The sequence below is a fragment of the Prevotella sp. HJM029 genome, from assembly GCF_000599605.1.
GTDB lineage: Bacteria > Bacteroidota > Bacteroidia > Bacteroidales > Bacteroidaceae > Prevotella.
The window spans coordinates 1-23,929 of sequence record NZ_AZHT01000177.1; the positions used below are offsets into that span (position 1 = coordinate 1).

A 23,929-nucleotide genomic window follows, 5' to 3' on the forward strand; every position below is an offset into this window, starting at 1 on the left:
AAAAAGATTTATTCTTCTAAGAGTGTATGGGTGAGAATTGAGTGGATGGTAGGTTTTGCAGAGGTCTCAATTCTTTATTTATTCAATGAGTCGGTAGGAATCGGAACTGATAGTACAAGTACGATCTTCCTTTCCCACTTCTCTGCGACACAGAACTCAAACTCGTGCAGGAACTCGGCGTATATGGCGAGAAAAAAATGGCTGGACGCACATACATGGGCGTATACCGCACCACCTTTATTACGGATACCGAGGGTACAGTGACCCGCATCATTGGCCCGAAGGAAGTGAAAGTGAGGGCTCACGCCGAGCAAATATTATAGAAAGGCGACTCACATCAACTCTTTGCTTTCCTCATTTCGCAGGCTCAACGAACAGCAACTGCCGATTTTCCAAAGGAAGGAAAGAATTGATGTTGGCAGCAACAAGCAAGCGTGCGCTGGCTTTTCAGGTCGGCGCTGTTTGCTATACGCTCTGTTTCATGTCGCGTGTAATGCGGAAATTCTTATTTCCCGAGCGTGCTTCAACAATGTAAACAGCGCCCGGGAGAAACTCCATGGTGATGTCTTTCGTATAGACAATGTTCATGGCAGCACACCGATTGAATTTCTGATAGGTATAGAATTGAAATGTCACCTTGTGCTTTCCCGCAGCAATAAAACGGCCGTTAATCCATGAAAAGCTTACGCCATGCCCATTATTGATGTCATCAATGCTGAGAATTGACACGCCTTCTACTTGGAACATATGATTGACCGCCTGTAATATTAGCTTGCTACGTTTGGGATGGCAACGAAACCAAACATTCTTTTCATACTTGAAAATCAAGCATATCAGGCACGAAAGCGGAATCATTGCTATCAAAGGCACAACAGGAAATATTCCATACTCAAAAAAATTTGGAAAAAGTTGTTGTAATTCGCGGTCGTAACAAACTGACAAAACAATACTCACGGCGGTGAGCAATGTAGCTGCCAGAATGCCTAACCTAGACCTTACAGGAAGTGTTGTCATGCTGGGAAACGAGGGATAGGCGAATATTTAAAGATAAGGCTGTAGACCAATATCACCAATGCGAATGCTCCTAGTAGCACAAATATATGCTCAACGAATGACTCCATAGTCTAATTTTTAGGAAACGAAAATTGAAAATCCACTCCACCTCACAGCCGACAGGCAAAAGACAAAGCTTTTTTAATAATTCTCTTCTTAAATTCTGATTGCAAAGATACATATTTTCTTTCTTTTCCTGCAAGCTTGAAACCATTTTTTCTCCTACGAAACATCCCACTTTCATGTAAAGACCTTAATTCCGCAGCATTATTCCTTGTGAGGTACTTTTATATATTGAAGTGACATTTTTGGGATTTATCCATTGATATGGGGATTTTCCGGGGTTCTTGGGTCTTGCATAATCATGAAATCCCCCACCCAAACCAATGGGGAAGTATGAAAAGCCACAAAGAAACGATGTAAATTCCACCGAGAGAAGTGATATTCTCGTTTTTAATTGCTACCTTTGTCATGTCAGTTTTTTGCTTACTTGTTATGTTTGCAGCACCAAGATAGGTGAAATTTCTGACATATCAAAGTGTTTTGAGGATATTGTTTCTCAGGCACTTGGATTTCTTAAAAGATTTTATGCTGCGGAATTAAGGGAATTATCAACTCGAAAAAGGAATCTCGGAAGCATATGGATGAAAGGGGGATAAAAAATGAGAATTAATTTATTTCTTTTTATACAATTGTTTTTATCGTCAAGTATTATGACATTTGCTCAAGATCGAATTATACAATTAGATAGTACTATAATATCTTATGACATAGGTAATGAGTGTATATCAATAATTAAGTATACTTTGTATAATAATTCTACACATAATGTATGGGTGTGGCTTTCAAATGATAGTATAAATACATCAAATAAAAAAAAAGTAAGAAGACGTTTCTTTACAAAGGGAGAAGAGCATACTAATCTACTCCAAATAGGGCTTGATGTGAACGCCACTTTTGATAAAGACCTATTTCAGAATCTCATAAAAGTAATAAAAGTAGGTGAATGCTTCAATCTTTTCTTTATAACTAATAATCAAGATAATCTGAAATTATCTTATTCCGATATATTGCCACATATCGTTATATTAGACGAATACTTAGTTTTAAAAGAACTACATCTAAGTAAAAATATCTTTACACCAAGTTTCTTCTATAATAGCTGTTCAATAATAATTCCATTAGAGAAATTCTATCAGTATATAAAAAAGGACCTAACTGAGGAGTAATAAACATAGTAGGAAGAGCGTTATTGTAGCGAAAATGGTTTATAACAAAGACGGGTATACCGTTTACACCAAGCTCGGTAATGTCATGGGAAGCAATGGTTTTTTGATTTTAGACAAAGAACGCTTATGCCTGGAAATGATTATCGAAAATATAATCCCAATTATGTAATATTTAGATTTAACAGAAAAGATGATTAACCTTAACTCCGCAGCATAAATTCTTGTGAGAACTTTGTTTCTCAGGCACTTGGATTTCTTAAAAGATTTTATGCTGCGGAGTTAAGGTATTACTAAAACGCGAGAGGTTTTCGGCCTAATCCAATATCCATTACGTAAAAAAGCGAATTATTGGTAAGTTTTCAAGCACAATTGGTAACAATGGTATGGAAAAGAGGGGGTATTTTTGCAAAGGTAGTAGAAACAGAATTATAGATGGTTTATTTTTTCTGTAGATTTAATCTCAATAGGTATTAGCGACTATTTTTAAGAGTAAAAGGATTAGTAAATGAGGAAGGTGTCCACGTGAGTGGATGCCTTTTTTTGTTGTTGTCGCTGATGGGGCTATCGCTCGGCCACCTTTCTCACTAAGGTGAGTCCATCGCGCAACGGCAAAATCACCTGCTCGGCACGTGGATCGGCCAGCACATGGTCGTTGAACGCACGGATACCCACGGTCTGTGCGTCGTGATCATAGGCGCTATCGACGACATGACCATCCCACAACGTGTTGTCGACAGCCATGAAACCGCCTGTGCGCAGCACGCGCATCGCCATCTCATAGGTTTCGATATAGGTGCGCTTGTCGCCGTCGATGAAGGCAAAATCGAAGGTTATTCCCAACTGAGGTGCCAGCACGTTGGCATCGCCGATGGTGAAGACAACCTGCTGTGCCCAAGGCGATTGCGCTATCCATGGACGGGTGAAATCCTCCATCTCGTCGTTCACTTCAAACGTGTAGAGGCGTCCGTCGGGGGGTAAAGCGGCGGCCATGCAGAGCGCACTGTAACCGCTGAAGGTGCCCACCTCGAGCACCCGCTGTGGCCGAATCATTGCCACGAGCATCTTTAACAGCTGCCCTTGCACATGACCGCTGGCCATGCGCCCATGAATGGTGTGGATGTTGGTGGCGCGATAGAGCCGATAGAGGTAGTCGTTCTCGGGCGAAGTGTGTTGCGCCACATAGGCCTCAAGGGCATCTTCGGGCGGTTGCAGCCCGGGAATGTGGAGGTCGCCATGCCTGCTCATGGCCTATTTTGTCTGCCGTTTGCGGTTCACCAAGGCTTCGACGGCCAAGCCATAGCCCGGCAAACCGAGTCCCACGATGACGCCCTGACACACGCTGCTGAGCATCGACTGGTGGCGAAAGGCCTCGCGTTGATAGATGTTGCTGATGTGCACCTCAATCACCGGTGCCGCAATGGCACGGATGCAGTCGTGCAGGGCGATGCTCGTGTGGCTGTAGCCGCTTGCATTGAGCACCACACCATCGCAGTCAAAGCCCACCGCTTGCAACCGGTTGATGAGCTCGCCCTCGACATTGCTCTGGAAATAATCTATCTGCACGTCGGGGAATTGTGCACGCAGGGTCGACAGATAGCGCTCAAACGAGCTGTCGCCATAGATAGATGGCTCGCGCCGACCTAAGAGGTTGAGGTTGGGACCATTGATAATCTGAATTTTCATTGTTCCGTTTTTTTTCGTTATCTTTGTGCTGCCGCTGGGTAAAAGCCCATGCATTCGTTCAGCAAATATACAACATTAGATGGAAAAGAACAAAAAATCGTCGGCAAATCTATTGAAAGTTTATCAGCGCTACCTGCAGTTGGAGCGCAACTACTCGGGCAACACGCTCGAGGCCTATCTGCATGATGTGGGGCTGTTGTTGGACTATTGTGCGCAGAACGGTTTGGAGTTGCTGCACGTGACGCTGGAAGATTTGCAGCATTTCTCGGCCTCGCTACACGATTTGCAGGTGGGTCCGCGCTCGCAAGCCCGTGTGCTGAGCGGACTGCGGTCGTTCTATCGCTTCCTCATGTTGGACGGATATATTGAAAACGACCCCACCGAATTGTTGGAATCGCCTGTGCAGGCACATCATCTGCCCGAGGTGTTGTCGACACAAGAGGTGGACATGCTCGAGGCAGCCGTCGACCTTTCGAAGAGCGAGGGGCATCGCAACCGCGCCATCATCGAGGTGTTGTTCTCGTGTGGACTGCGTGTTTCAGAATTGGTGAACCTCAAACTCTCCAATCTCTACCTCGACGATGGTTTCATTCGTGTGACGGGAAAGGGTAACAAAGAGCGGTTGGTGCCCATCTCGCCACGTGCCATCCGCGAACTTCGGTTTTGGTTTGACGACCGCAACCGCTTGACCATCAAACCTGGGCAGGAGGATTTTGTGTTTCTCAATCGGCGTGGCCATCAGCTCACCCGCACGATGATTCTCATCATGCTCAAGCGATTGGCCGAGGAGGCGGGCATCCGAAAAACCATCTCGCCCCACACCTTGCGCCACAGTTTTGCCACAGCCTTGTTGCAAGGGGGTGCCGACTTGCGCGCCATTCAAGCCATGTTGGGTCACGAAAGCATTTCAACCACAGAGATTTACACGCATATCGACACGGCAGCCCTGCGCGAGGAGATTTTGAAACACCACCCCCGCAACATCAAATTTGCCGCCGAGCAGGGCGAGAGAGAGGCGTGAGCGGAGTGTGCTGTTTTATATATATAAGGTGTTGCTTGGGCGGTAAGGTTCAAAGCGAATCTTTCTTTTTGAGCGTGAACGAAGTGTATGAAGGTAAACAACAATAATGACAATAGGACAATGAAAATTTCAGTCATGGTGGAATGTGGAAATGATGGCAGCTATTCTTGCTACAGCACGGCGCCCATTGGGGATTATGGCTTGGTGGATGGCGATGGAAAGACGGTTGCACAGGCAAAAGAAGATTTTCTGAAGGCCATTGAAGAATGTCGGAAGGCTTATCCTGACGATGAACGCTATTGCAATCTGACGTTCGAATATCGTTACGATCTGCGCTCGTTTTTCAATGATTTCAGCCATCTCGATGTGTCGGATATTGCCAAGCGTGCGGGGATAAACCTCTCGCTGATGCGGCAATATATGAGTGGGGAAAAGACGGCTGACGAACAAACCTACGAGTGTTTGTTGGCCTGTATCGAACAAATCAAGGCCGAACGGTGTGCTGAATCGAGATAAGGTGCCGCCTTCCGGGTGTGTGGCGTAGCGCTGATGGGAGAGCGTACAAGCCCCAAGGGGGTAACCTCTCTCGTGCCTTTCCGCACGCATGCCCCTGCCATTGATGGGGCAACCCCATGCGGTTCAATGCCTATACATCATCTTGCCGTGCACCATCCCTATGCTGTGGTGTGATGATAAATGGCCATTGATGGGACAATCCCATTGTGATGGCGTTGCATCATCATGATTTACGCATTCACAAAAATGGGGATGATGGGGAAATGGCACGGGGAATTTAAAGAAGTACAACCCCCAAGGGGGTAGCATTCTGTGGTGAACGTCGTCAGACAGGGTAGATTTCGCTGCGCTCATCAACCCTGCCCTCTCGACCGTATAACCCCTTCGGGGTAACCTCTCCCACACCTTTTCGCGCATGTGCTCCTGCCATTGATGGGGCAATCCCACGCGATAGTATGGTCACACCCTATGTTGTGGCGTGGTGATAAATGGCCATGATGCGCACAACCTCTATGCTGTGGCTTGGCAATGAATAGCCATGCGGCACGCAACCCCATCGGAATGGTATGGTCACACTCCATATTGTGGCGTGATGATAAATGGCCATGTTGCACACTATCTTTATGCTGTCGCTTGGCGATGGATGGCCATGTGGCACGCAACCCCATCGGGGTTGTACATTCGATAGCCCGGGGTTGCCGACGATAGGAGGCTACCCCGGGGAGCAAGGTGGGCGGAATGCTACCCCCTTGGGGGTTGTACTTTCTTTCTGTATGCTATCGAATACATCACATGTAACCATCTGTGGCATCGCATCATCATGATTTACGCATCCACGGGAATGGGCATCAATGGGGAAATGGCGCGAGAAATTAAAAAAGTACAACCCCCAAGGGGGTAGCATTCTGTGGTGAACGTCGTCAGACAGGGTAGATTTCGCTGCGCTCATCAACCCTGCCCTGCCGAAAGTATAACCCCTTCGGGGTAACCTCTCCCGCGCCTTTTTGCGCGTGTGCCCCTGCTATTGATGGGGGAATGCCTTGTGATTCAATACCTATATATCATTTTGCCGCGCACCATCTCTATGTCGTGGCTTGGCAATAAATGGCCATTTGTGGGACAATCCCACGCGATGGTGTCGCATTGTAATGGTTACACGTCTGCGGAAACGAACATCAATGGGTAAATGGTGTAGGATAATAAAAAACCATAAAACTGTTAAATATATATAAGATGAGGTGTTTTAGGGGGCACTGTGAATACATCCCTCTCATAAAATATGTAACTTTGCACACCGATTGTTGAGAAAGCGCTTAGAATTCTCAGCAGTTCAGTGGTGTTAATAGCGTTCTCTCTGGCCTGATGACGCGGTTAGTGAATCTGCTGATCAGCAAAGCAAAAGCTGTGGATGGTCTCTTTTAGACTGGAGGCGCCGCGAGGTCTTTGTTATCGAAGGTAATTAACAATGTTTTTTAGTAGTAAAATTTTTATTCAGAAATGAACACTTTAAGTTACAAGACGATTTCCGCAAACAAGGAAACAGCGAAGAAAGAGTGGGTCGTAGTAGACGCTACCGATCAAGTTGTTGGTCGTTTTTGCTCTAAGGTAGCAAAGCTTCTTCGTGGAAAGTACAAACCCAACTTCACTCCAAACGTAGACTGTGGAGACAACGTGATTATTATTAATGCCGACAAGGTGGTATTCACGGGAAAGAAGGAAACCGACAAAGTCTACACCCGCTATACTGGTTACCCTGGTGGTCAGCGTTTCAATACGCCTGCAGAGCTCCGTACACGTGCCAATGGTATCGACAAAATCATTCGTCATGCCGTGAAAGGTATGTTGCCCAAGAACCGTCTTGGTCGGGCTTTAATGGACAATCTTTACGTGTTTGAGGGTGCTGAGCACAACAAAGAAGCTCAGAAGCCCAAAGCAATTGATATTAACCAGTATAAATAATAGAGGATAAGATGGAAGTTTTAAACGCAATTGGTCGCCGCAAGAGCGCTGTCGCTCGTGTTTATCTCACAGAAGGCACCGGTAAAATCACTATCAATAAGAAAGATTTAACAGAATTCTTCCCATCAGCAATTCTGCAATACGTGGTGAAACAGCCCCTGTTGTTGCTCGAAGCCGATGGCAAATATGATATCAAAGCCAACCTCGACGGAGGTGGTTTCACAGGTCAGAGCCAAGCCCTTCGCTTAGCGATTGCTCGTGCTTTGGTTAAGGTTAACGCTGAAGACAAGAAGGCATTGAAAGATGCTGGCTTCTTAACACGCGATAGCCGCGCCGTTGAACGTAAGAAACCTGGTCAGCCCAAGGCTCGCCGTCGCTTCCAGTTCAGCAAGCGTTAAAATGGACTTTTGTTGCCTGAGGCCTGTTGTTGGGCTGGCGCAAGCGGCCTGATGCGCGAAGAATGGGTGCCGAAAGGCAGTCTGCCTCGCGTGGCTTAAGGCAACAAAACGTTCTCGTTTAGTATCTAAACCCTACAGACTCTGTCACCGAAGCAGATTACTATGGGGCTGATTCTGAGCAAATTATGCCCGCAGGGACGCCTTTAAAAAGCGGCGTTGTGGCATTAAGAATTCAAAAGAAAGTAAACAATTAAATTAAAAGCAAGAAAATGTCAAGAACAAATTTTGACCAATTACTCCAAGCAGGTTGCCACTTTGGCCACCTCAAACGCAAGTGGAATCCCGCTATGGCTCCTTATATCTTCATGGAGCGCAACGGCATTCACATCATCGATTTGAACAAAACCGTAGCCAAGATTGACGAGGCTGCCGAGGCTTTGAAAGCCATTGCCAAGGCTGGTAAGAAGATTCTCTTTGTAGCTACTAAGAAACAAGCTAAGGAAATCGTTGCCGAGAAGGCTGCATCTGTCAATATGCCTTACGTGAATGAGCGTTGGGCTGGTGGTACACTGACCAACTTCCCCACCATTCGTAAGGCTGTGAAGAAGATGACCAACATCGATAAGCTCATGAACGATGGCACCTTTGCCAACCTCTCGAAGCGCGAATTGTTGCAAATCACTCGCCAGCGTGCGAAGTTAGAGAAGAACCTTGGTTCGATTTCCGACCTCACCCGTTTGCCAAATGCCCTCTTCGTTGTCGACGTGATGAAAGAGCATATCGCTGTGAAAGAGGCCAATCGCTTGGGCATCCCCGTGTTTGGAATTGTTGATACCAACTCCAATCCTAAGAACATCGACTTTGTTATCCCTGCCAACGACGATGCAAAAGATAGCGTTGAGACCATCTTGAATGCTGTTTGTGGCGCTATTGCCGAGGGTATTGCAGAGCGCAAGGTTGAGAAGGTAGACGAGAAAGCAGCTGCTGAGCAGGCTGAAGTTGCGGGCGAAGGTAAGAAACGCACACGCAGAGCACGCAAAGACGCTGCCGCTCCTGCTGAAGAAGCAAAGGCCGAAGAAGCAGAAAGCACAGAGGCTGCTGCTGAATAAAGGCAACCATAGGGTCTTATGGGAAGAGTAGGAACGCTGCAGATGCTATGCTATTCCAATAAGATCCTGTTATTTTTTTAACATTCATAAAACGAAAGACGATTCATTATGGCAATTTCAATTGACGATATTAAAAAGCTTCGCGCCATGACTGGTGCGGGCTTGGCTGATGTAAAGAAAGCTTTAACCGAGGCCGATGGCGATTTCGACAAAGCAAAAGACATCCTTCGCGAGCGTGGTTTGGCCATTGCTGCTAAGCGTTCCGACCGCGAAACCTCTAATGGTTGCGTGTTGGTGAAGGCTGTTGATGGCTTCGCTGCCATGTTGGCATTGAAGTGTGAAACCGACTTTGTGGCCAATGGTAAGGACTTTATCCAACTCACCGAGGACATCTTGGATGCTGCTATCGCTGCAAAATGCAAGACTTTAGACGAGGTGAAGACCCTGAAGTTGGCCAATGGCGACGACGCTGCAACAGCTGTTCAGCACCGTTCGGGCATCACTGGCGAGAAGATGGAACTTGATGGTTACGACTATCTCGAAGGCGCTAACATCTCTATCTACGACCACATGGGCAAGCACACCTTGGCAACCATGGTGCAGTTGAGTGGAGCCAACGAAGAGGCTGGTCACAAAGTAGCCATGCAAGTGGCTGCCATGAAGCCCGTAGCTTTGGACGAAAGCTCTGTACCTCAGTCGGTTAAAGACGAAGAATTCAAGGTGGCTGTCGAGAAAACCAAAGAAGAAATGGTTTCAAAGGCTGTCGATGCAGCACTGAAAAAGGCTGGCATCAACCCCGCACATGTTGACTCTGAAGATCACATCGAGAGCAACACCAAGAAGGGATGGCTCACCGAAGAGGACGCAGCTAAGGCGCGTGAAATCAAAAAAACCGTGGGCGAAGAGAAAGCAGCTTCACTCAACGAGCAGATGATTCAGAACATCGCGCAAGGCCGTCTGAACAAATTCTTCAAAGAAAGCTGCTTGGTTGACCAAGAATTCCAGTTTGGCGATGGCGACAAAGAGAGCGTTGCTGACTGGTTGAAGAAGCAGGGCGACCTGAAGATCTTGGCTTACAAGCGCTTCACCCTCGTAGCAGAATAATAAATGGTCTTTTTTGGCTTCCAAGGCCAAACATGAAACTAATTAGAAGGCACTGCATGTGAATGCGGTGCCTTTTTTGTGTCTCTGGCGCTCAACTTGCATCTGAGGCATCCGCCATCAGTAACCTCTGGCAGGCTCTTCCACCGCGCAATACGATATGAAATCACAGCACCATCATCCGTTTTGATGGGCGATGGTACAAGAGAATTACCCCCATCATCCGTCATTCCACCGCGCCATGCACCGCGAAATGGCTGCACCATCTTTCGTTTTGATGGGCGATGGTGCAGCAAAGAACCCTCCGTCATCCGTCATTCCACCGCGCCATGCAATACGAAATCACAGCACCATCATCCGTTTTGATGGGCGATGGTACAAGATAATTACTCCCATCATCTGTCATTCCACCGCGCAATACGACACAAAATTGCGGTGCCATCATCCGTTTTGATGGTTGATGGTGTGAGAAAATTACCCCCTTGGGGGTTATACTTTTGATAGGGCAGGGTTGATGAGCGCAGCGAAATCTACCCTGTCTGACGACGTTCGCCACAGAATGCTACCCCCTTGGGGGTTGTACTTTTTTTAATTCCCCGTGCTATTTTCCCATTGATACCCATTCCCGTAGATGCGTAAATTATGATGATGTGATGCCATGAATGGTTACATGTGGCGCATTCAATGGCACAAAGAAAGAAAGTACAACCCCCAAGGGGGTAGCATTCCGCCCACCTTGCTCCCCGGGGTAGCCTTCTATCGTCGGCAACCCCGGGCTATCGAATGTACAACCCCGATGGGGTTGCCGTATCACCAACCATTCATCACCACGCCATAACGCGGAGGGTGACCATACTACCACGTGGGGTTGCGTGCCGCATGGCTATTCATCACCACGCAACAGCATAGGGATGGCGCGCGGCAACATGTTCTATGACCATACCATCGCGTGGAGTTGCCACACAAATAGCAGGGGCAAACGCGCGAAAAGGTGCGGGAGAGGTTACCCCTTGGGGGGTTATACTTTCGATAGGGCAGGGTTGATGAGCGCAGCGAAATCTACCCTGACTGGATGAAACCCACACAAAATCCTACCCCCTTGTGGGTTGTACTTTCTTTAATTCCCCGCACCTTTTCTCTGCATTTGGCAATAGTGTTGCCAGGCGCGGCAGTCGGCTTCGTGTTGCGTTTGGGCATAGTGTTCAAAGGCTTGGCGCGTGTTTCTGCCCGGTTGCAGCAGGTGGTTGAGGTAGCTTTTGGCATCGTTGAGCGCGGCAATGGGTTTGGCCTGCGTCACACAATAGGTGAAAAACCAGCGCAGGACTAAGCGCTTCCAGCGTTCTTGGCTGTAGACTTCGAGCCCCACCAAGCGTTCGAGGCTTTGCCAATAGAGGCTGTCGGCATAGAGTTGGGCGAGGATTTCCCACGTGGTACGCAGTGGTTGCCGCTCGTCATTGGGCAGTTTGCAGGCAGCTTGTGCAAGGTCGGTGAACACTGTTTCCAACCGAAAGCTCGGCTGTTCTGTTCCGCTTGTCGTGGGATGGTCAACAACTTTCGCTTCTTCGGTGCCCAAGGCTGCAGGCTGTTTCTCACCTTTTTCAGCCTTCTTCACATCGGCTTCGGCGGCATCGGCGGCGGTGGTTTCTTTTTCTTCGTCGTTTTTCTTTTTCATCCTTTTATCCTTTATCCTATGAAGGTTAAGGGCTTGATTATCAGATGGCTCGTTTGTTAATTTTTCTAAAGCGCTGGATTTTTGATTTATTTTTACTTTTTCGCTGCCCAAACACTGACACAGGTAGGGGCTGTTGAACACCTTTCCGCCCGCTTCGATTTCGAACAGCGTGGGATAATCGGTGAGCAACGCCATCATCGTGCGCTTGTTTTTGTGGCACATGCGCGCCAAATCGGTCACGGCATGCAGTGGCGCACGTCCCCATTCGCCGTGTTCCAACAGGTAGTTGAGCACGAAAAGTGCCATGCCCCAGCCCTCCATGCCCATCGTTTCGCGCAGGCGAAAGAGATCGGTGCTGTTGAGCAAACGTGTGTCGAGCAACAGAAACTTGCCCGAAACTTTGGGTTGGTGCGGCCGTTTGTGGGCGCCGCGTGTGTGGATTTCCTTGTTTTGCATCGTCAAAATTATTAAGTTGCAACGCGCTGTGTGCCAGTTTGTTGCAGTGGTTTGTTGTTATAGAGAGGCTGCTTTTTAAGATTTGTTTCAGTCCTTCTCATCAGGTTGTTTGGGCACAAATATACGAAATCGTGCATCGGGGTTGCAAGTTTTTTGGCCAAAAAAAATGGCAAGGCCGTTTTCTTTTCTTTCCTCTTTTTCGTGATTTTCTGCATTTGTGTGGCCACTTTCCTTTGCCGATTGCGTCGTTTCCATTAACTTTGCAAAAATAAACACTGAGCAAGCAAACTCGATGTAAATGGCATGATGAAACAAGAAACATGGATGAAGTGGCTCGCGGTGGGCTGGAAACCGCTGAGAAGCAATGCACTTTTCTTCGTGATGATGTACCTGTTGGGGTGCGTCAGTGCCTGGGTGACGCTGGGTCCTTACAAGGATGCCAAGCTCTATGACCACCTCTACACCGAACTTTTCTTCGACCTTTATTTGCTGTTGGCTGCCTTGACGTTGGTGCCCGAGCGGTGGCGGCGTTGGCTTCGGTTGGCGCTCTATGTGGTGTTCTACAGCGTGGCGTTGGTGGATGTCTATTGCTATGTGACGTTCTCCTCGACCCTCAACCCCTCTATGCTCATGTTAGTGGCCGAGACCGACAGTCGCGAGGCTTGGGAATTTCTCACCACGCTGGTGTCGGTTGATGTTATTTTTAGCAACTTGGGGTGGATATTGCTGCTCATCGGCGTCAACCTTTTGCTGCATTTTGCGCCGCGATATCACCTGTTTCGCTGGCCAAAGTATGCCCTTTCGCTGCGCTATGAGGTAGCCCTTTCGCTGCTTGTAGCGGGGGTGTGGATAGGCTGTGGCTGTGCCTCGTGGGAGAACAAGGTGAAGGTGCACCAGTTGATGAGTGCCGACACCATCGGCGAGGTGGAGCATACGCTCACCGACAAGCACCATGGGGTGCTCTATAATCCCATGCTGCGCTTGGTTTTCAGCCTCTATGCCAACGACTTAGCCAGCCACCAGGTGGACAAATTGGTGGCAGCGGCCGACAAGGTGAGCGTCGACAGCTGCTCGTTTCGCTCGCCCACCATCGTGCTCATCATTGGCGAAAGCTATGGCAAGCACCACTCCCATCAATATGGTTACGCGCTGCCCACCACACCAAGGCAAGAGCGGCGCGCCCGGAGAGGGTTCTTAGTGCCGTTCACCGACGTGGTTGCGCCGTGGAACCTCACGAGCTATGTGTTTAAAAACGTGTTCTCCATGCATGTCGTGGGGCAGCCAGGCGAATGGTGCGACTATCCCCTTTTCCCCGAGATCTTCAAGAAAGCGGGCTACAAGGTGACGTTCCTCACCAACCAATTTCTGATGAAGCCTGCCGCAGCGGTGTTTGATTTCAGTGGCGGATTCTTTCTCAACAACCCCACGTTGGACCGCGCCCAGTTTGACTTGCGCAACACCGCGCTCCACCGTTACGATGCAGGTCTGTTGCAAGACTATGACGATTTCCTCAAAGCGGGCAAGATTGATTTGAAGCAACCCAACCTCATCCTCTTCCATCTCATTGGTCAGCATGTGAACTATCGTGACCGCTATCCGCAGGAACGCAAGAAGTTTGTGGCCGAACGCTATGAGCGGTTGCGCCCCGAACTCACGCAGAAGCAGCGCATGATTTTGGCCGATTATGACAACGCCGTGCGCTACAACGACTCGATTGTCGACCAGATTTGCCGACGCTTTGCCAACAAAGATGCCATCGTCATCTACATGCCCGACCACGGCGAGGAGTGCTATGAGGAGAGTCGCGGCTTCATCTGCCGCAACCATTCGGCACAGATTGACTGGCCGTTGGCGCATTATGAATTCGAGATTCCGTTCTGGGTGTATTGCTCTCCGCGCTATGCCCATCGTCGTCCCGAGCTATTTCGGGCCATCGTTCAAGCCCGGAAACGCCGGCTGATGACCGACGCCTTGCCCCACATGTTGCTCTATTTGGCGGGCATCTCGGCCAAGGATTATCATGCGAAATACAATGTGTTGAGCGACGAATATGACGAGGCGCGCCCCCGATTGCTCAAGGGAACGGCCGATTATGACGCCCTGCGCACCCAATTTTTCAAGCAAAAAAACAAAGCTAAACATGAGAGATGAACTGCTGACACGCAACGAGTGTGAGGCCATGCGGGGCATAGCCATCATTGGAATCTTCCTGCATAACTATTGCCATTGGCTGAACCCCGTGGTGAAAGAAAACGAATACCAGTTTTTCAATGCCAACGTGAGCGACTTTCTGCGCGCCATCGCCCACCCCGATGCGCTGCTGCCGCTGCATGTGTTGTCGTTCTTTGGCCATTATGGTGTGCCTATCTTCCTGTTTCTCAGCGCCTATGGGTTGGTGATGAAATATGAGAATGGTCCCGTGTTGCCACCCATCATAGCCTCAAAACCATGGCGTGGGCTGGGCACCTTCATGCTCTTTCACTATAAAAAGCTATTTAGGATGATGATTGTGGGCTTTGTGGCGTTCACCATGATCGACCTCATCACGCCCCATTCCCACCATTACCAGGCACTCGATGTGGTGGCTATGCTCGGCATGTTTAACAACATTTTACCCCATCCCGACGACATCATCTGGCCAGGTCCCTACTGGTTTTTCGGGCTCATGCTGCAATGCTATTTCGTTTTTCGCTTGCTGGTGTGTCGCCGTTCGTGGAAAGTGGTGGTGGGCTTGATGGTGGTTTGCGTGGCGGTGCAGCTGCTGTTGCCACCCGAGAGCGAGGCCATGAACCGCTATCGTTATAACTTTATGGGTGGCATGTTGCCCTTTGGCTTCGGCATTCTCTATGCCCGTTATGGCCAAATGTTGTCGAGTCGCACGGTGATTTGCCTGTTTGTGGTGTCCATTCTGAGCATTTTGATGGGCAGCATCACGATGGTGGGCTGGACCTTAGTGCCCCTCTTCGTGTGCATTGCTGCGGTGACCATGGTGAAACTCATCACCTATTTCCATGCCTACTGGTTGCAGTCGGGGCTCGTTTGGGTGGGCGGTGTGAGCGCAGCCCTCTTCGTTTGCCACCCCATCACGCGCAAAATCTTCATTCCTTTGAGCCGGCAAGGCGACTATTATGCGGGCTTGTTGCTCTATGTGGTGGCCAGTTTGGCCTTGGCTTGGTTCTTTCGTGAACTCATGAAGCGCATTCCTTCGTTATGAAAATCAACGACATCGAACTCTTCAATATCTCGAAATATCGGGGTGAGCTGATGGGAGCGGCCATGCTTTTCATCATCCTTTTCCACGTGAGTCTGCCCCGCAACGACCTCTTCTTTGGGCTTCGGCGCATGGGCAACATTGGGGTCGACATCTTTTTGTTTCTCAGTGGCGTGGGCTTGTGGTATGCGTGGATGAAAAATGCCTCGCTCAAACATTTCTTCCTGCGTCGCTATCTGCGCATCTATCCCGCGTGGCTCGTTGTCGCTAGCCTTTACTACATCCCGCGGTTTCATGGGGGCGATGTCTGGATGTGGCTCGACCTCGTGGGCGACATCACCCTCAACTGGGACTTTTGGCTGCACGACGAACTCACGTTTTGGTATATTCCGGCCACGATGATGCTCTATGCGCTGGCTCCATTCTACATGATGCTCATCCAAAAACACCCTGTCTATCGGTGGTTGCCCGTGGTGATGATCCTGTGGTGCGTGCTCGTGCAATATGTCACACCCATTCATCAGGCCGTCGGACACATCGAGATTTTCTGGAGTCGCATGCCCATTTTCTTCATCGGCATCAACATGGGCGAGGCCATTCGACGCAAGGAAACCATCGATGGCGCGGGCATTTGGATGATTATCCTCCTGTTTTTGATGACCTTGCTCTCGAGCATCTTCTTAGAACAGCAGCTCCATGGCCTGTTTCCTTTGTACGTTGAGCGCATGCTTTACATCCCCCTCACGGTGACGGCCGTGCTGTTGTTGAACCGCATCTTCCGCCGTTTGCCCGACTATGCGAACCGCATCTTCCGCTTTGTGGGCAGCCTGAGCTTGGAATGTTACTTGCTCCACATCCATTTTGTCTTGGCCTATCTGCCGCGTGACTGGGGCTATTGGCCCAAATTCTGGGTGTGCTTAGGCATCACTTTGCCTGCCGCTTGGCTGTTAAACACGGTGGTAGGCTGGTTCATCGCGCCCTTAGAACACAAGCTAAAGGTTGCCTCTTGACCGCAAACAGCAGGAGAAGGCGCAACACAGGGGCACCCCTCACGATGTAACAACCCCACAAGATGAAAAAATATGAAAGAAAAAGTTTACATTTTTGACTTCGATGGCACCCTCACCACGCACGACACGCTGCTGAAGTTCATCCCGTTTGCTGTGGGAAGGCTGCGTTTCTATGCCGCCTTGTTGCTGTTTTCGCCGCTCTTGGTGCTGATGAAACTCAAACTCTATAGCAACAGCCGCACCAAAGAACGGCTCTTTGCCCATTGCTTTCGCGGCATGCCTGTGGAGCAATTCAACGTGCATTGTCACAACTTCGCCCTGCAACATGCGGCGGTGTTACGTCCCGAAGGTGTGGCGTTTGTGCGCGAGGTGCAGCGCAAAGGCCATTTGGTGATGATCGTGAGTGCCAGCATCGACAACTGGGTGGCACCATTTTTTCAGAATGTTTTGGTGCTCGGCACGCAGATTGAAGTGCGCAACGGCCGCCTCACGGGCAAGTTTCTCACGCCCAACTGCTATGGCGAAGAGAAGGTAAACCGTGTGAAAGCTGTGCTCAAACAGCCCCGCGAACACTATTATATCGTGGCCTTTGGCGACAGTCGAGGCGACAAAGAACTCCTAACCTATGCCGATGAAGCCCATTTTAAACCCTTTCGCGCCTGAGCATCGCGTGCTCCTTGGCGAGGTGTTGCGCTTCGTTGTGGTGGGCATCATGGCCGTAGCGTTGCAATATGGCGTCTATGCGCTCATGCTTTTGGTGGTCAACGCATTCATAGCCAATACCATAGGCTATGGCGTGAGCTTCTTGTTCAACTTCTTGGCCAGTACGCGTTACACCTTCAAAGTGAAGGGATCGGTGCGCAAGGGTGTGGGCTTCGCCCTCTGCCATGTGGTCAACTATGGCCTGCAACAGCTCATCCTCCACACCGCTATCGCCCTCGGTATGGCTCCCACGCTGGCTCCTTTGCCGATGTTTGCCATCACCGTTCCCCTGAATTTCGTGCTTGTACGGCTCGTGTTAAAACGTTGAAACACCATCAGGGATTAATGAAAGGCGTGGGCAGCTAAGCACATGCTGCTCGCAAAACCCATGAACAGCACCACGATGGCTTGTGTGTCCCACCGCTTTAAGAAGCAATAGGCGCCGGCATAGCTGCTCGCTTGTATCAGCAAGGCTTGCACAATGGCGTAGGGGAGTGGCCCCATATTGACCAAATTTTCGAGACTTGGACGAAATTCAACACCGTTAACGATGGTGATGATTAATCCTATGCCCAAAGGGTAGAGTGCCAACAGTCGCTTCTTCAGGTCGACATGCCGAAACAGGATGAGATAAACCACGAGCAAGGCGAGGTGGACGATGGCGAAAATATAAGATGTTTCCATTTGAATCAAGTTAGTTTAAAAAGTGGAACTCATGTGCTTCAACCGCCGTTTTCCTTATTGCATGAGGAAGGCTGTGCCCATGAATAGGAAGAAGAAATTGCAGCAAATCAAGACCATCGCATTGCTCGTACACTGACGGCGATAGCAAAGGGCGGCCGAAAATGCACCTGAAAGGGTGATGGCATTGAGGAACAAATAGGGTATGAAAAGCCCGAAAGCAAAAGCTATCAGCAGAGATTCGCCAGCAAAAATGCCACAGACGAGCAACACGGCCAACTGAAGGAGCAACGGACTCAGCGCGGCAAGTTGTTCCTTTGGGGGAAGATGGCGGAAGAGCCACAAGAAAAGACCCAATGGAAGGAGGTCGACGACGAGAAAAAAGAATATCAATTCCATGTGAGCATACATAAAAGTTAGGGATACAAACCTACCCAAAATTCCATCACATGGTGCTCTTTACCATTTAAAAATAACTTTTTTTCACATGCATGTGCCCATCCATGTGCTTCCATAGGTATCATGGTGTTAGCCCTGAAACGGTGTTATTGCACGCATGAACTACGCCGTTCATCGCCCATGCAGGGCACATTGAGGAATCTTGTGACGGCAATGTAAAATAGTGGTGTGTACCCTTGTTTTAACATCGCGAGTGAAAGGGCATAGATAAGCAGTGGGTTAGATGATGAATAATAAGTAAAAAAGGATGAAAGGAAAAAGCAAAAACTTCAAGAAAAAGCACTATCTTTGTTGCCATGAATGAAAACAAACCGACAAAACAGGTCGAAAGTAAGATTATTGTTATTCGAGATACGCAGGTTATCCTGGATAGAGACGTTGCGGAACTGTATGGTGTGGAGACAAGAGTCGTCAATCAAGCCGTAAAACGTAATGGCGAACGATTTCCGGAAGGGTATATATTACAGCTCACACCGGATGAATATGCAAACTTGAAATCACAATTTGTGACATCAAACTGGGGTGGTGTTCGTAAGATGCCAAACGCTTTTACGGAAAAAGGATTGTATATGTTGGCGACAGTTCTGCGCTCTCCCGTTGCAATAGAAACCACCATTGCCATCATTGAGACATTTACCAAGCTCAGGCAATTAGCAAGAGCCATGCAACAGACAAACGAAGACATCGCAAACGGCGGTGAACTGCCGACGGCTAAAGAGCAAAAGGCCTTTAAAAGCCTCATGAATGAAGTCTTTACCGACCCCATGCCGATTAAAGTTCAGCGGATGACCTTTGGGGTAAACCTTGGGTTCTTTAAATGGGAGTTGGAGACCACGCGCGAGCAAAAGGGATAAACGACTCTCCACTTCCTTGCTCCTGTCCGTTCGCTTTGGTCGCATACACCCCCTCATCTGCTGCGAAGGCTGTGGTTTTGGCTGAATGATGTCCAGCCGTGTTGCGCAGCTCAAACCCTTTCTATCCCTTTTCCATTCTCTTGAATCACCACAGAAATCAACGCTACTTTCACCTAACTATAAAATAGGTGTAGTGCGTGTGAGACGAAATAGGCACCACTTTGCACGCATTATCCATTGCGATGAATGGATCATCTGCGTTGATTTCTGTAGCGATTCAACGCCCTATGCGCCTTGTTTCGCGGCTTGTACCTGGCGCATCACGCGCAACCAGTTCTCGCCCCAAATCTTTTTGATGTCGGCTTTTGAGAACCGTTGCCGCAAAAGAGCGGTGGTGAAGTTGATGAGTTCCGACGCATCGGCCAGCCCTTTGATGCCGCCATCGCCGTCGAAATCGGTGCCAAGGCCTACGTGGTCGATGCCCATCACGTCGATAGCATGGTTCAAATGGGCCATGGCATCGCGGATGTCGGCCTCACCTTCCTTGCGCAAAAAGCCGTGGTAGAGCGTGATTTGCGCCACACCTCCCGCCTGAGCGAGCGCCTTTAACTGTGTGTCGGTGAGGTTACGTGGCACATCGCACAGCGCTTTGCTGTTGCTGTGGCTGCACACAATGGGCGTTTGGCTGATGGAAAGGGCATCGAAGAAGCTCGTTTCGGCACCGTGACTGAGGTCGACCATCACGCCCAATCGGTTCATCTCGTGTATCACCTGCTCGCCAAAAGCACTCACACCGCCATGCGTTTGCGTGCCTCTTGCACTGTCGCAAATCGCGTTGTCGCCGTTGTGACACAGCGTGATATAGACGATTCCGCGCTGCGCAAAGTGGGCGATGTTGTGAATATCGTCTTCAATAGCCAGCCCATTTTCAATGCCAAGCATGATGCTTTTTTTGCCCATCGCCTTGTTTTCGTAGAGCTGTTGGGGCGTTCTGGCCAAGGCAACATAGTCACTCTCGTGCGCCACGATGGCCTCTATTTGGTCGAAGATGCTATCGGCATATTGGCGAGGCGACATGCCTTCGGGCAGTTCTCCGGGCTTAGGATGCTGCGGGAGATAGGCCACCATGGTCACGGCATCTTGCTTTCCGTCGGTCATCTTGTGCAGATCGTAGAGCACCTTGGGGTCTCTTTGCTCGAAATGCACACCCTGCGGGAAGAACATCGGCGTGTCACAATGGCTGTCGAGCGTGAGGATTTCGCGGTGAAGTGCCTTGGCTGCCTTGAACTCCTGGCTGCGTTGCATGAGCCATTCAAACAGCTTCAGTCCTTCGTCGCCCATCCATTCGGGATGCCATTGCACGCCCATGAGCGCCTTTTGTTCGGTGCTTTCCACCGCTTCAATCACACCATCGGGTGCTGTGGCTACGACATAGAGATGCGGTCCGCAGTCTTTTACCGCTTGATGGTGAAAACTATTGACAAAAGTTTCCTGCCCATAAAGGCCATATAGGGTGCTGCCTTCAGTGATGGTTATGCTGTGTGTAGCCTCCGAACGGGGTGCATCCTGACTGTGTTTGAGGGGCGTCTTGAGGTCTTGCACCAAGCTTCCACCCAAGGCAATGGCCATGGTTTGCAGGCCACGGCAGGTGCCCAAGATGGGAATCTGGCGGTTGAAAGCCAGACGCGTGAGCAACAATTCGGGTAAATCGCGTGTGGGATTGATGGTATGTAGCTCTTTTTCAGGCTGTTCGCCATACCATAAAGGGTTGTAGTCGGCACCGCCCGTGAGCACCAACCCATCGATTCCTTCGAGCATGTTAATCAACACTTCGGCATCATCGACTGGTGGAAGCACCACCGGAACACCGCCTGCACGCACAATCTGATCGCAATAGACGCGTCGAAGTGTGAGGTCGATGTCGGCTGTGTTGGCCGAAATACCAATCAAAGGGCGCGACTGTGCCTCGGGAAAATGAGCATAGATGTTGTCGAGGTGCGCCTGGAGGTGGAAGGGATTATTCATGTCTCGAATGTTTATGAAAAAATATTACTTCTCGTCTGCTATCTGAATAGGAAGCTCGCGCCGTATGCTTTCGTCTAAACAAACTAACGTTTCGGTTGAAACAACGCCCGCAATGGTCTGCACTTGCGTATTGAGCAGAGACATGAGGTGGGCATTGTCGTGGGCATAAAGCTTCAGTAAGATGTCGTAAGAGCCTGTAACACAGTGACATTCCACGACCTCTGGAATGGCTTTCAAGTCTTCAACCACATGAGGATAGCACTTGCTATGCTCCAAATGCACGCCTACATAGGTGAGAAGGGCGTAGCCTAAGTACACCGGATTGACATCAAAACTGCTGCCAAGTATGATGTGATTGTCGATAAGGCGTTGTACACGTTGATGCACTGCCGCACGAGAAACCTTGCATAATGCTGCGACTTCTTTGAAAGGAACGCGCGCATTGTCTGATAGAATGCGCAAAATCTTACGGTCGAGCTGGTCTATCTTTTCCATTTTTTTTCTTTTTCTTTTGTTAAACCTTAATGGATGAATCCTATTCTTTGAGGCACATTCGTCAGTGAAAACTCCTTGTTTGGGAGCAAGACTGCGACCTATGCTGGGCTGTCCAACGCTCTTTCAAAGTGGCATCTCTCCCTGTTTTGAAAGCCTTACAGGCCTTATCGTGCTTTCAAAAAGAAAGAAAAGGTTGCGCAATGAAAAAGTAATGCTGTCCAAAGCGAGGTTATAAAATGCACCTTATTTAGAAGCAAATGTAAGGATTATAATTGAATTGCGCAATAAAAAACACCGCTTATGCACTTTTTAAGCATTTTTTTCCACGAAAAAGGAAATAACAAGCCTTTAAAAAAGGTTAAGAATAGGAGAAAACCCCTCCTGCTTTCGTTTTCGAAATGTGCGCAATGGTTTCTCTGTTGCTCTGCCACTCCCTCGAAAAATGTGTAAATTTGCAGGAAAGAATAGGTTGGAATGGAACGAAAAGCCTTTCAGTTATTAGCGCAATAGAAAGCGAATGAGCAGTGCAAACCCTTGATTTTGTGGTGCAAACGCCTCTGCGAACGATACCTATAGAGGTGAAAGCTGAAGAGAATGTGCGTGCAAAATCGTTGAAAACCTATGTTGAGAGGCATCCCGAATACGGGCTTAAAGGCCTGCGTATCAGCATGCTTGGCTATGAAAATCAAACGTGGATGGAGAATATTCCGCTCTATGGCATTCAGAAATATTTTGCGTCGTGCGCACCCCAAGCACCCTTTTCACTCCGCAAAGCGTGTGAGTAGCGTTGCCATGCCGGCGGTGATCGGAGGGTAGAGATGTGGGGATGGGGCTATGCGGCGGTGCAGAGATAGTGGGTGTAGAGTGCAAAGTTCCAGCAAAAGAGGAAGAGGGTGAGGATGAGAAGGAGCGTGCGGAGCAGACGATGCCAGCGACGTTGCGTGGCCGTTTGGCGCAACAGGTAGGCGTAGGCGATGGGAATGACGAAGAGCCAATGGGCACCCATGATGTAAACCTCGTTCAGCCCAAAGCCCAAGCCCATGTGGATAGCCATGTCGAACGCCCAAAACGAGAGGGCAAGCCACAACAGACGGTGGCGCCGACCCGCCCAGATGCCCCACAGAAACAGCAGTGCCACGAGCCCTTCGACCACGTAGTTGAGGGCGTAACGATAGGGCACAAAGAGCGGACGGGCGCGCAACGTGTCTTGCAAGAGGTGGTCTTCGTGCAGCTGAATCGACTCACCCATGAGATTGTCCACCGTCGACTGCCAACGCGAAGTGGTGCCGTCGGTCCACTGGGTGAACTCACCTTTGCCCATGGGTTGCCCCTTGTGGCGGTTCCAAGGCTGTTTGTGGTCGGCCATATATTGCTGGTGTGCCTGCCGTTTGATGGCCTGTTGAATGGCGCGTTTGATGGCCGTGGTATCGGTGAGATGCGTGGTATCGCGCACGGCCTGTGCGATTTTGGCATGTGCAGCAGCCACCTCGGCCTTGCGTTTTTGGTTTTTGATGTATTGCGAGGGGCGTTCATAATGGTTCCATTCTATGCGTGCCGCGCCCCACATCAGCAGCGATGGCAGCGCAATGGCCAAGCAGAGGTTGGCCGGATGCCAGAATTTTCGTCCGTTGACCCACGCATTGGCCATGAAAATCTTGATGCCGTTGTTGAGCGAGATGCCCGCCGTGACGATGAAAAACAAGATGGTTTGCCACTTGGTGAACGGCTGTCCCTGCTGCATTTTTCGCCCCGCCACCCACAACGTGAGCAGCAACATGAACATCGAAAAGCAGAAATGGTCGGGCACACTCACCGAAACCATGACATAGGCCATGCTCATGAAAAAAGCCGACAGCAGTGAAGCGTCGAGGCGTTGCACCCCAATGACTTGCACCATGAGGCGATAGAGGAACAGGATGCTGTAGAAAGCGCAGAACACCAGCATGCAGCCCACGATGAAAGGAGCCATGTTGAGCCCCGTGATGGCCATGAGTGCTTGGTTGAGTTGTGCGGCAGGAAGCATGAAAAATGCCAACAACGGATGACGATAAATGTTGTAAGCCTGTTCCCATTGCGACACCACGGCGTAGCTCAGTGGGTCGAATCCCGAGATGTGGAACGTGCGAACGAACAGCTGATGATAGGCTTCGCCCACCTTAGTATATTGGGAAGCGTAGTGAAGGATGACCAAAAGGTTGAGCACCACAGCATAGAATGCCGCAGCGAGCGCCATCCCTCGTTCGTCTTTTTTGATGCGGAAAATGCCAAAAATATGTTTCATCTTGCCTTTGTTGG

Annotated in this window: 25 protein-coding genes and 2 pseudogenes; 16 read left to right on the plus strand and 11 right to left on the minus strand. The window is 49.5% G+C overall.

Translation table 11 applies throughout. The features are described from left to right. Positions 1-116: 116 nt before the first annotated feature. Positions 117-323: pseudogene (locus X919_RS16030) on the plus strand (redoxin domain-containing protein); the annotation flags it as partial. Positions 324-465: 142 nt separating this feature from the next. Here the strand turns inward: X919_RS16030 and X919_RS15025 are convergent. Beyond that, positions 466-1,014: a hypothetical protein gene (locus X919_RS15025; RefSeq protein WP_253270098.1), complete on the minus strand. Its 549-nt coding sequence runs from the start codon at positions 1,012-1,014 to the stop codon at positions 466-468. 701 nt (positions 1,015-1,715) lie between these two features. Here X919_RS15025 and X919_RS0106330 point away from each other — a divergent pair. Next, on the plus strand, positions 1,716-2,282 hold the full coding sequence (locus X919_RS0106330) for a hypothetical protein (RefSeq protein WP_155949684.1): 567 nt from the start codon (positions 1,716-1,718) through the stop codon (positions 2,280-2,282). Between the two features lie 561 nt (positions 2,283-2,843). On the opposite strand, the gene X919_RS0106340 is transcribed toward X919_RS0106330, so the two are convergent. After that, positions 2,844-3,527 carry an O-methyltransferase gene (locus X919_RS0106340; protein ID WP_028899441.1) on the minus strand — a complete coding sequence of 228 codons (684 nt, stop codon included), beginning with the start codon at positions 3,525-3,527 and terminating at the stop codon, positions 2,844-2,846. 3 nt (positions 3,528-3,530) lie between these two features. Further along, complete coding sequence (aroQ, locus tag X919_RS0106345) at positions 3,531-3,965, minus strand: type II 3-dehydroquinate dehydratase (RefSeq protein WP_028899442.1); 435 nt, start codon at positions 3,963-3,965, stop codon at positions 3,531-3,533. A gap of 79 nt (positions 3,966-4,044) precedes the next feature. On the opposite strand from aroQ, the gene X919_RS0106350 reads away from it, so the two are divergent. The 7 genes from X919_RS0106350 to X919_RS16550 all read left to right on the plus strand — a co-directional run bounded on the left by X919_RS0106350 (position 4,045) and on the right by X919_RS16550 (position 10,523). Further along, positions 4,045-4,986 carry a site-specific tyrosine recombinase gene (locus X919_RS0106350; protein WP_028899443.1) on the plus strand — a complete coding sequence of 314 codons (942 nt, stop codon included), beginning with the start codon at positions 4,045-4,047 and terminating at the stop codon, positions 4,984-4,986. Between the two features lie 120 nt (positions 4,987-5,106). Beyond that, positions 5,107-5,502, plus strand: a complete 396-nt coding sequence (locus X919_RS0106355; RefSeq protein ID WP_028899444.1) for a hypothetical protein — start codon at positions 5,107-5,109, stop codon at positions 5,500-5,502. Positions 5,503-6,999: 1,497 nt separating this feature from the next. Next, the gene (gene rplM / locus X919_RS0106360) at positions 7,000-7,461 is read left to right on the plus strand and encodes a 50S ribosomal protein L13 (RefSeq protein WP_004381126.1); all 462 of its coding nucleotides are present in this window, start codon (positions 7,000-7,002) and stop codon (positions 7,459-7,461) included. A gap of 11 nt (positions 7,462-7,472) precedes the next feature. Next, complete coding sequence (gene rpsI, locus X919_RS0106365; RefSeq protein WP_025071320.1) at positions 7,473-7,859, plus strand: 30S ribosomal protein S9; 387 nt, start codon at positions 7,473-7,475, stop codon at positions 7,857-7,859. Between the two features lie 269 nt (positions 7,860-8,128). Continuing rightward, positions 8,129-8,968 carry a 30S ribosomal protein S2 gene (rpsB, locus tag X919_RS0106370; RefSeq protein WP_028899445.1) on the plus strand — a complete coding sequence of 280 codons (840 nt, stop codon included), beginning with the start codon at positions 8,129-8,131 and terminating at the stop codon, positions 8,966-8,968. A gap of 108 nt (positions 8,969-9,076) precedes the next feature. Then, on the plus strand, positions 9,077-10,072 hold the full coding sequence (gene tsf, locus X919_RS0106375; protein WP_028899446.1) for a translation elongation factor Ts: 996 nt from the start codon (positions 9,077-9,079) through the stop codon (positions 10,070-10,072). Positions 10,073-10,265: 193 nt separating this feature from the next. Then, the gene (locus X919_RS16550; protein ID WP_155949685.1) at positions 10,266-10,523 is read left to right on the plus strand and encodes a hypothetical protein; all 258 of its coding nucleotides are present in this window, start codon (positions 10,266-10,268) and stop codon (positions 10,521-10,523) included. Positions 10,524-10,709: 186 nt separating this feature from the next. Here X919_RS16550 and X919_RS16555 read toward each other — a convergent pair whose 3' ends face one another. The 3 genes from X919_RS16555 to X919_RS16560 form a co-directional block, all read right to left on the minus strand. Further along, complete coding sequence (locus X919_RS16555; RefSeq protein WP_155949686.1) at positions 10,710-10,931, minus strand: hypothetical protein; 222 nt, start codon at positions 10,929-10,931, stop codon at positions 10,710-10,712. Between the two features lie 255 nt (positions 10,932-11,186). Next, on the minus strand, positions 11,187-12,197 hold the full coding sequence (locus tag X919_RS15660; RefSeq protein WP_051502449.1) for a DUF7833 domain-containing protein: 1,011 nt from the start codon (positions 12,195-12,197) through the stop codon (positions 11,187-11,189). 11 nt (positions 12,198-12,208) lie between these two features. Further along, positions 12,209-12,412 (minus strand): hypothetical protein, encoded by a 204-nt coding sequence (locus X919_RS16560; protein WP_155949687.1) that lies wholly within the window; start codon positions 12,410-12,412, stop codon positions 12,209-12,211. Positions 12,413-12,503: 91 nt separating this feature from the next. On the opposite strand from X919_RS16560, the gene X919_RS0106400 reads away from it, so the two are divergent. The 5 genes from X919_RS0106400 to X919_RS0106420 all read left to right on the plus strand — a co-directional run bounded on the left by X919_RS0106400 (position 12,504) and on the right by X919_RS0106420 (position 17,448). Next, on the plus strand, positions 12,504-14,348 hold the full coding sequence (locus X919_RS0106400) for a phosphoethanolamine transferase (RefSeq protein WP_155949691.1): 1,845 nt from the start codon (positions 12,504-12,506) through the stop codon (positions 14,346-14,348). Next, positions 14,338-15,411, plus strand: coding sequence for an acyltransferase family protein (locus X919_RS0106405; protein WP_028899449.1), 1,074 nt, complete (start codon positions 14,338-14,340; stop codon positions 15,409-15,411). Before X919_RS0106400 ends, X919_RS0106405 begins: the two co-directional genes overlap by 11 nt. Next, entirely contained in the window at positions 15,408-16,418 is a 1,011-nt protein-coding gene (locus X919_RS0106410) for an acyltransferase family protein (protein WP_028899450.1), read from the plus strand. The genes X919_RS0106405 and X919_RS0106410 overlap by 4 nt, the downstream gene beginning before the upstream one ends. Positions 16,419-16,490: 72 nt before the next feature. Next, entirely contained in the window at positions 16,491-17,081 is a 591-nt protein-coding gene (locus tag X919_RS0106415) for an HAD family hydrolase (protein WP_028899451.1), read from the plus strand. Continuing rightward, positions 17,050-17,448, plus strand: a complete 399-nt coding sequence (locus X919_RS0106420; RefSeq protein WP_028899452.1) for a GtrA family protein — start codon at positions 17,050-17,052, stop codon at positions 17,446-17,448. Before X919_RS0106415 ends, X919_RS0106420 begins: the two co-directional genes overlap by 32 nt. Positions 17,449-17,462: 14 nt before the next feature. Here X919_RS0106420 and X919_RS0106425 read toward each other — a convergent pair whose 3' ends face one another. Both X919_RS0106425 and X919_RS0106430 read right to left on the minus strand, forming a co-directional pair. Continuing rightward, on the minus strand, positions 17,463-17,804 hold the full coding sequence (locus tag X919_RS0106425; protein ID WP_028899453.1) for a hypothetical protein: 342 nt from the start codon (positions 17,802-17,804) through the stop codon (positions 17,463-17,465). 54 nt (positions 17,805-17,858) lie between these two features. Beyond that, a complete protein-coding gene (locus X919_RS0106430; RefSeq protein ID WP_028899454.1) occupies positions 17,859-18,200 on the minus strand; it encodes a hypothetical protein in 342 nt (113 codons plus the stop codon). A 356-nt stretch (positions 18,201-18,556) separates the two neighbouring features. Here X919_RS0106430 and X919_RS15040 point away from each other — a divergent pair, with 356 nt between their 5' ends. Further along, a complete protein-coding gene (locus X919_RS15040; RefSeq protein WP_051502450.1) occupies positions 18,557-19,114 on the plus strand; it encodes an ORF6N domain-containing protein in 558 nt (185 codons plus the stop codon). Between the two features lie 285 nt (positions 19,115-19,399). Here X919_RS15040 and X919_RS0106445 read toward each other — a convergent pair whose 3' ends face one another. Both X919_RS0106445 and X919_RS0106450 read right to left on the minus strand, forming a co-directional pair. After that, positions 19,400-21,139, minus strand: a complete 1,740-nt coding sequence (locus tag X919_RS0106445; protein ID WP_028899455.1) for a membrane dipeptidase — start codon at positions 21,137-21,139, stop codon at positions 19,400-19,402. A 24-nt stretch (positions 21,140-21,163) separates the two neighbouring features. Then, positions 21,164-21,634 (minus strand): Lrp/AsnC family transcriptional regulator, encoded by a 471-nt coding sequence (locus X919_RS0106450; RefSeq protein ID WP_028899456.1) that lies wholly within the window; start codon positions 21,632-21,634, stop codon positions 21,164-21,166. Positions 21,635-22,167: 533 nt separating this feature from the next. On the opposite strand from X919_RS0106450, the pseudogene X919_RS0106455 reads away from it, so the two are divergent. Next, positions 22,168-22,419, plus strand: a pseudogene (locus X919_RS0106455) (ATPase); the annotation flags it as partial. 47 nt (positions 22,420-22,466) lie between these two features. Here the strand turns inward: X919_RS0106455 and X919_RS0106460 are convergent. Further along, positions 22,467-23,915, minus strand: coding sequence for a DUF6080 domain-containing protein (locus tag X919_RS0106460; protein WP_028899458.1), 1,449 nt, complete (start codon positions 23,913-23,915; stop codon positions 22,467-22,469). Positions 23,916-23,929 lie beyond the last annotated feature (14 nt).

Excerpts from the sequence above, each read along its gene's own strand:
- X919_RS16560 (WP_155949687.1), bottom strand. The coding sequence starts at position 12,412 with ATGCAGAAAATCACGAAAAAGAGGAAAGAAAAGAAAACGGCCTTGCCA.
- X919_RS0106460 (WP_028899458.1), bottom strand. The coding sequence starts at position 23,915 with ATGAAACATATTTTTGGCATTTTCCGCATCAAAAAAGACGAACGAGGG.
- X919_RS0106410 (WP_028899450.1), top strand. The coding sequence starts at position 15,408 with ATGAAAATCAACGACATCGAACTCTTCAATATCTCGAAATATCGGGGT.
- X919_RS0106355 (WP_028899444.1), top strand. The coding sequence starts at position 5,107 with ATGAAAATTTCAGTCATGGTGGAATGTGGAAATGATGGCAGCTATTCT.
- X919_RS0106350 (WP_028899443.1), top strand. The coding sequence starts at position 4,045 with ATGGAAAAGAACAAAAAATCGTCGGCAAATCTATTGAAAGTTTATCAG.
- X919_RS0106340 (WP_028899441.1), bottom strand. The coding sequence starts at position 3,527 with ATGAGCAGGCATGGCGACCTCCACATTCCCGGGCTGCAACCGCCCGAA.
- X919_RS15660 (WP_051502449.1), bottom strand. The coding sequence starts at position 12,197 with ATGCAAAACAAGGAAATCCACACACGCGGCGCCCACAAACGGCCGCAC.
- X919_RS0106415 (WP_028899451.1), top strand. The coding sequence starts at position 16,491 with ATGAAAGAAAAAGTTTACATTTTTGACTTCGATGGCACCCTCACCACG.
- rpsI (WP_025071320.1), top strand. The coding sequence starts at position 7,473 with ATGGAAGTTTTAAACGCAATTGGTCGCCGCAAGAGCGCTGTCGCTCGT.
- X919_RS15025 (WP_253270098.1), bottom strand. The coding sequence starts at position 1,014 with ATGACAACACTTCCTGTAAGGTCTAGGTTAGGCATTCTGGCAGCTACA.
- X919_RS0106445 (WP_028899455.1), bottom strand. The coding sequence starts at position 21,139 with ATGAATAATCCCTTCCACCTCCAGGCGCACCTCGACAACATCTATGCT.
- X919_RS0106330 (WP_155949684.1), top strand. The coding sequence starts at position 1,716 with ATGAGAATTAATTTATTTCTTTTTATACAATTGTTTTTATCGTCAAGT.
- tsf (WP_028899446.1), top strand. The coding sequence starts at position 9,077 with ATGGCAATTTCAATTGACGATATTAAAAAGCTTCGCGCCATGACTGGT.
- X919_RS0106400 (WP_155949691.1), top strand. The coding sequence starts at position 12,504 with ATGAAACAAGAAACATGGATGAAGTGGCTCGCGGTGGGCTGGAAACCG.
- rpsB (WP_028899445.1), top strand. The coding sequence starts at position 8,129 with ATGTCAAGAACAAATTTTGACCAATTACTCCAAGCAGGTTGCCACTTT.
- rplM (WP_004381126.1), top strand. The coding sequence starts at position 7,000 with ATGAACACTTTAAGTTACAAGACGATTTCCGCAAACAAGGAAACAGCG.
- X919_RS15040 (WP_051502450.1), top strand. The coding sequence starts at position 18,557 with ATGAATGAAAACAAACCGACAAAACAGGTCGAAAGTAAGATTATTGTT.
- X919_RS0106430 (WP_028899454.1), bottom strand. The coding sequence starts at position 18,200 with ATGGAATTGATATTCTTTTTTCTCGTCGTCGACCTCCTTCCATTGGGT.
- X919_RS0106420 (WP_028899452.1), top strand. The coding sequence starts at position 17,050 with ATGAAGCCCATTTTAAACCCTTTCGCGCCTGAGCATCGCGTGCTCCTT.
- X919_RS0106405 (WP_028899449.1), top strand. The coding sequence starts at position 14,338 with ATGAGAGATGAACTGCTGACACGCAACGAGTGTGAGGCCATGCGGGGC.
- X919_RS16550 (WP_155949685.1), top strand. The coding sequence starts at position 10,266 with ATGGTACAAGAGAATTACCCCCATCATCCGTCATTCCACCGCGCCATG.
- aroQ (WP_028899442.1), bottom strand. The coding sequence starts at position 3,965 with ATGAAAATTCAGATTATCAATGGTCCCAACCTCAACCTCTTAGGTCGG.
- X919_RS0106450 (WP_028899456.1), bottom strand. The coding sequence starts at position 21,634 with ATGGAAAAGATAGACCAGCTCGACCGTAAGATTTTGCGCATTCTATCA.
- X919_RS0106425 (WP_028899453.1), bottom strand. The coding sequence starts at position 17,804 with ATGGAAACATCTTATATTTTCGCCATCGTCCACCTCGCCTTGCTCGTG.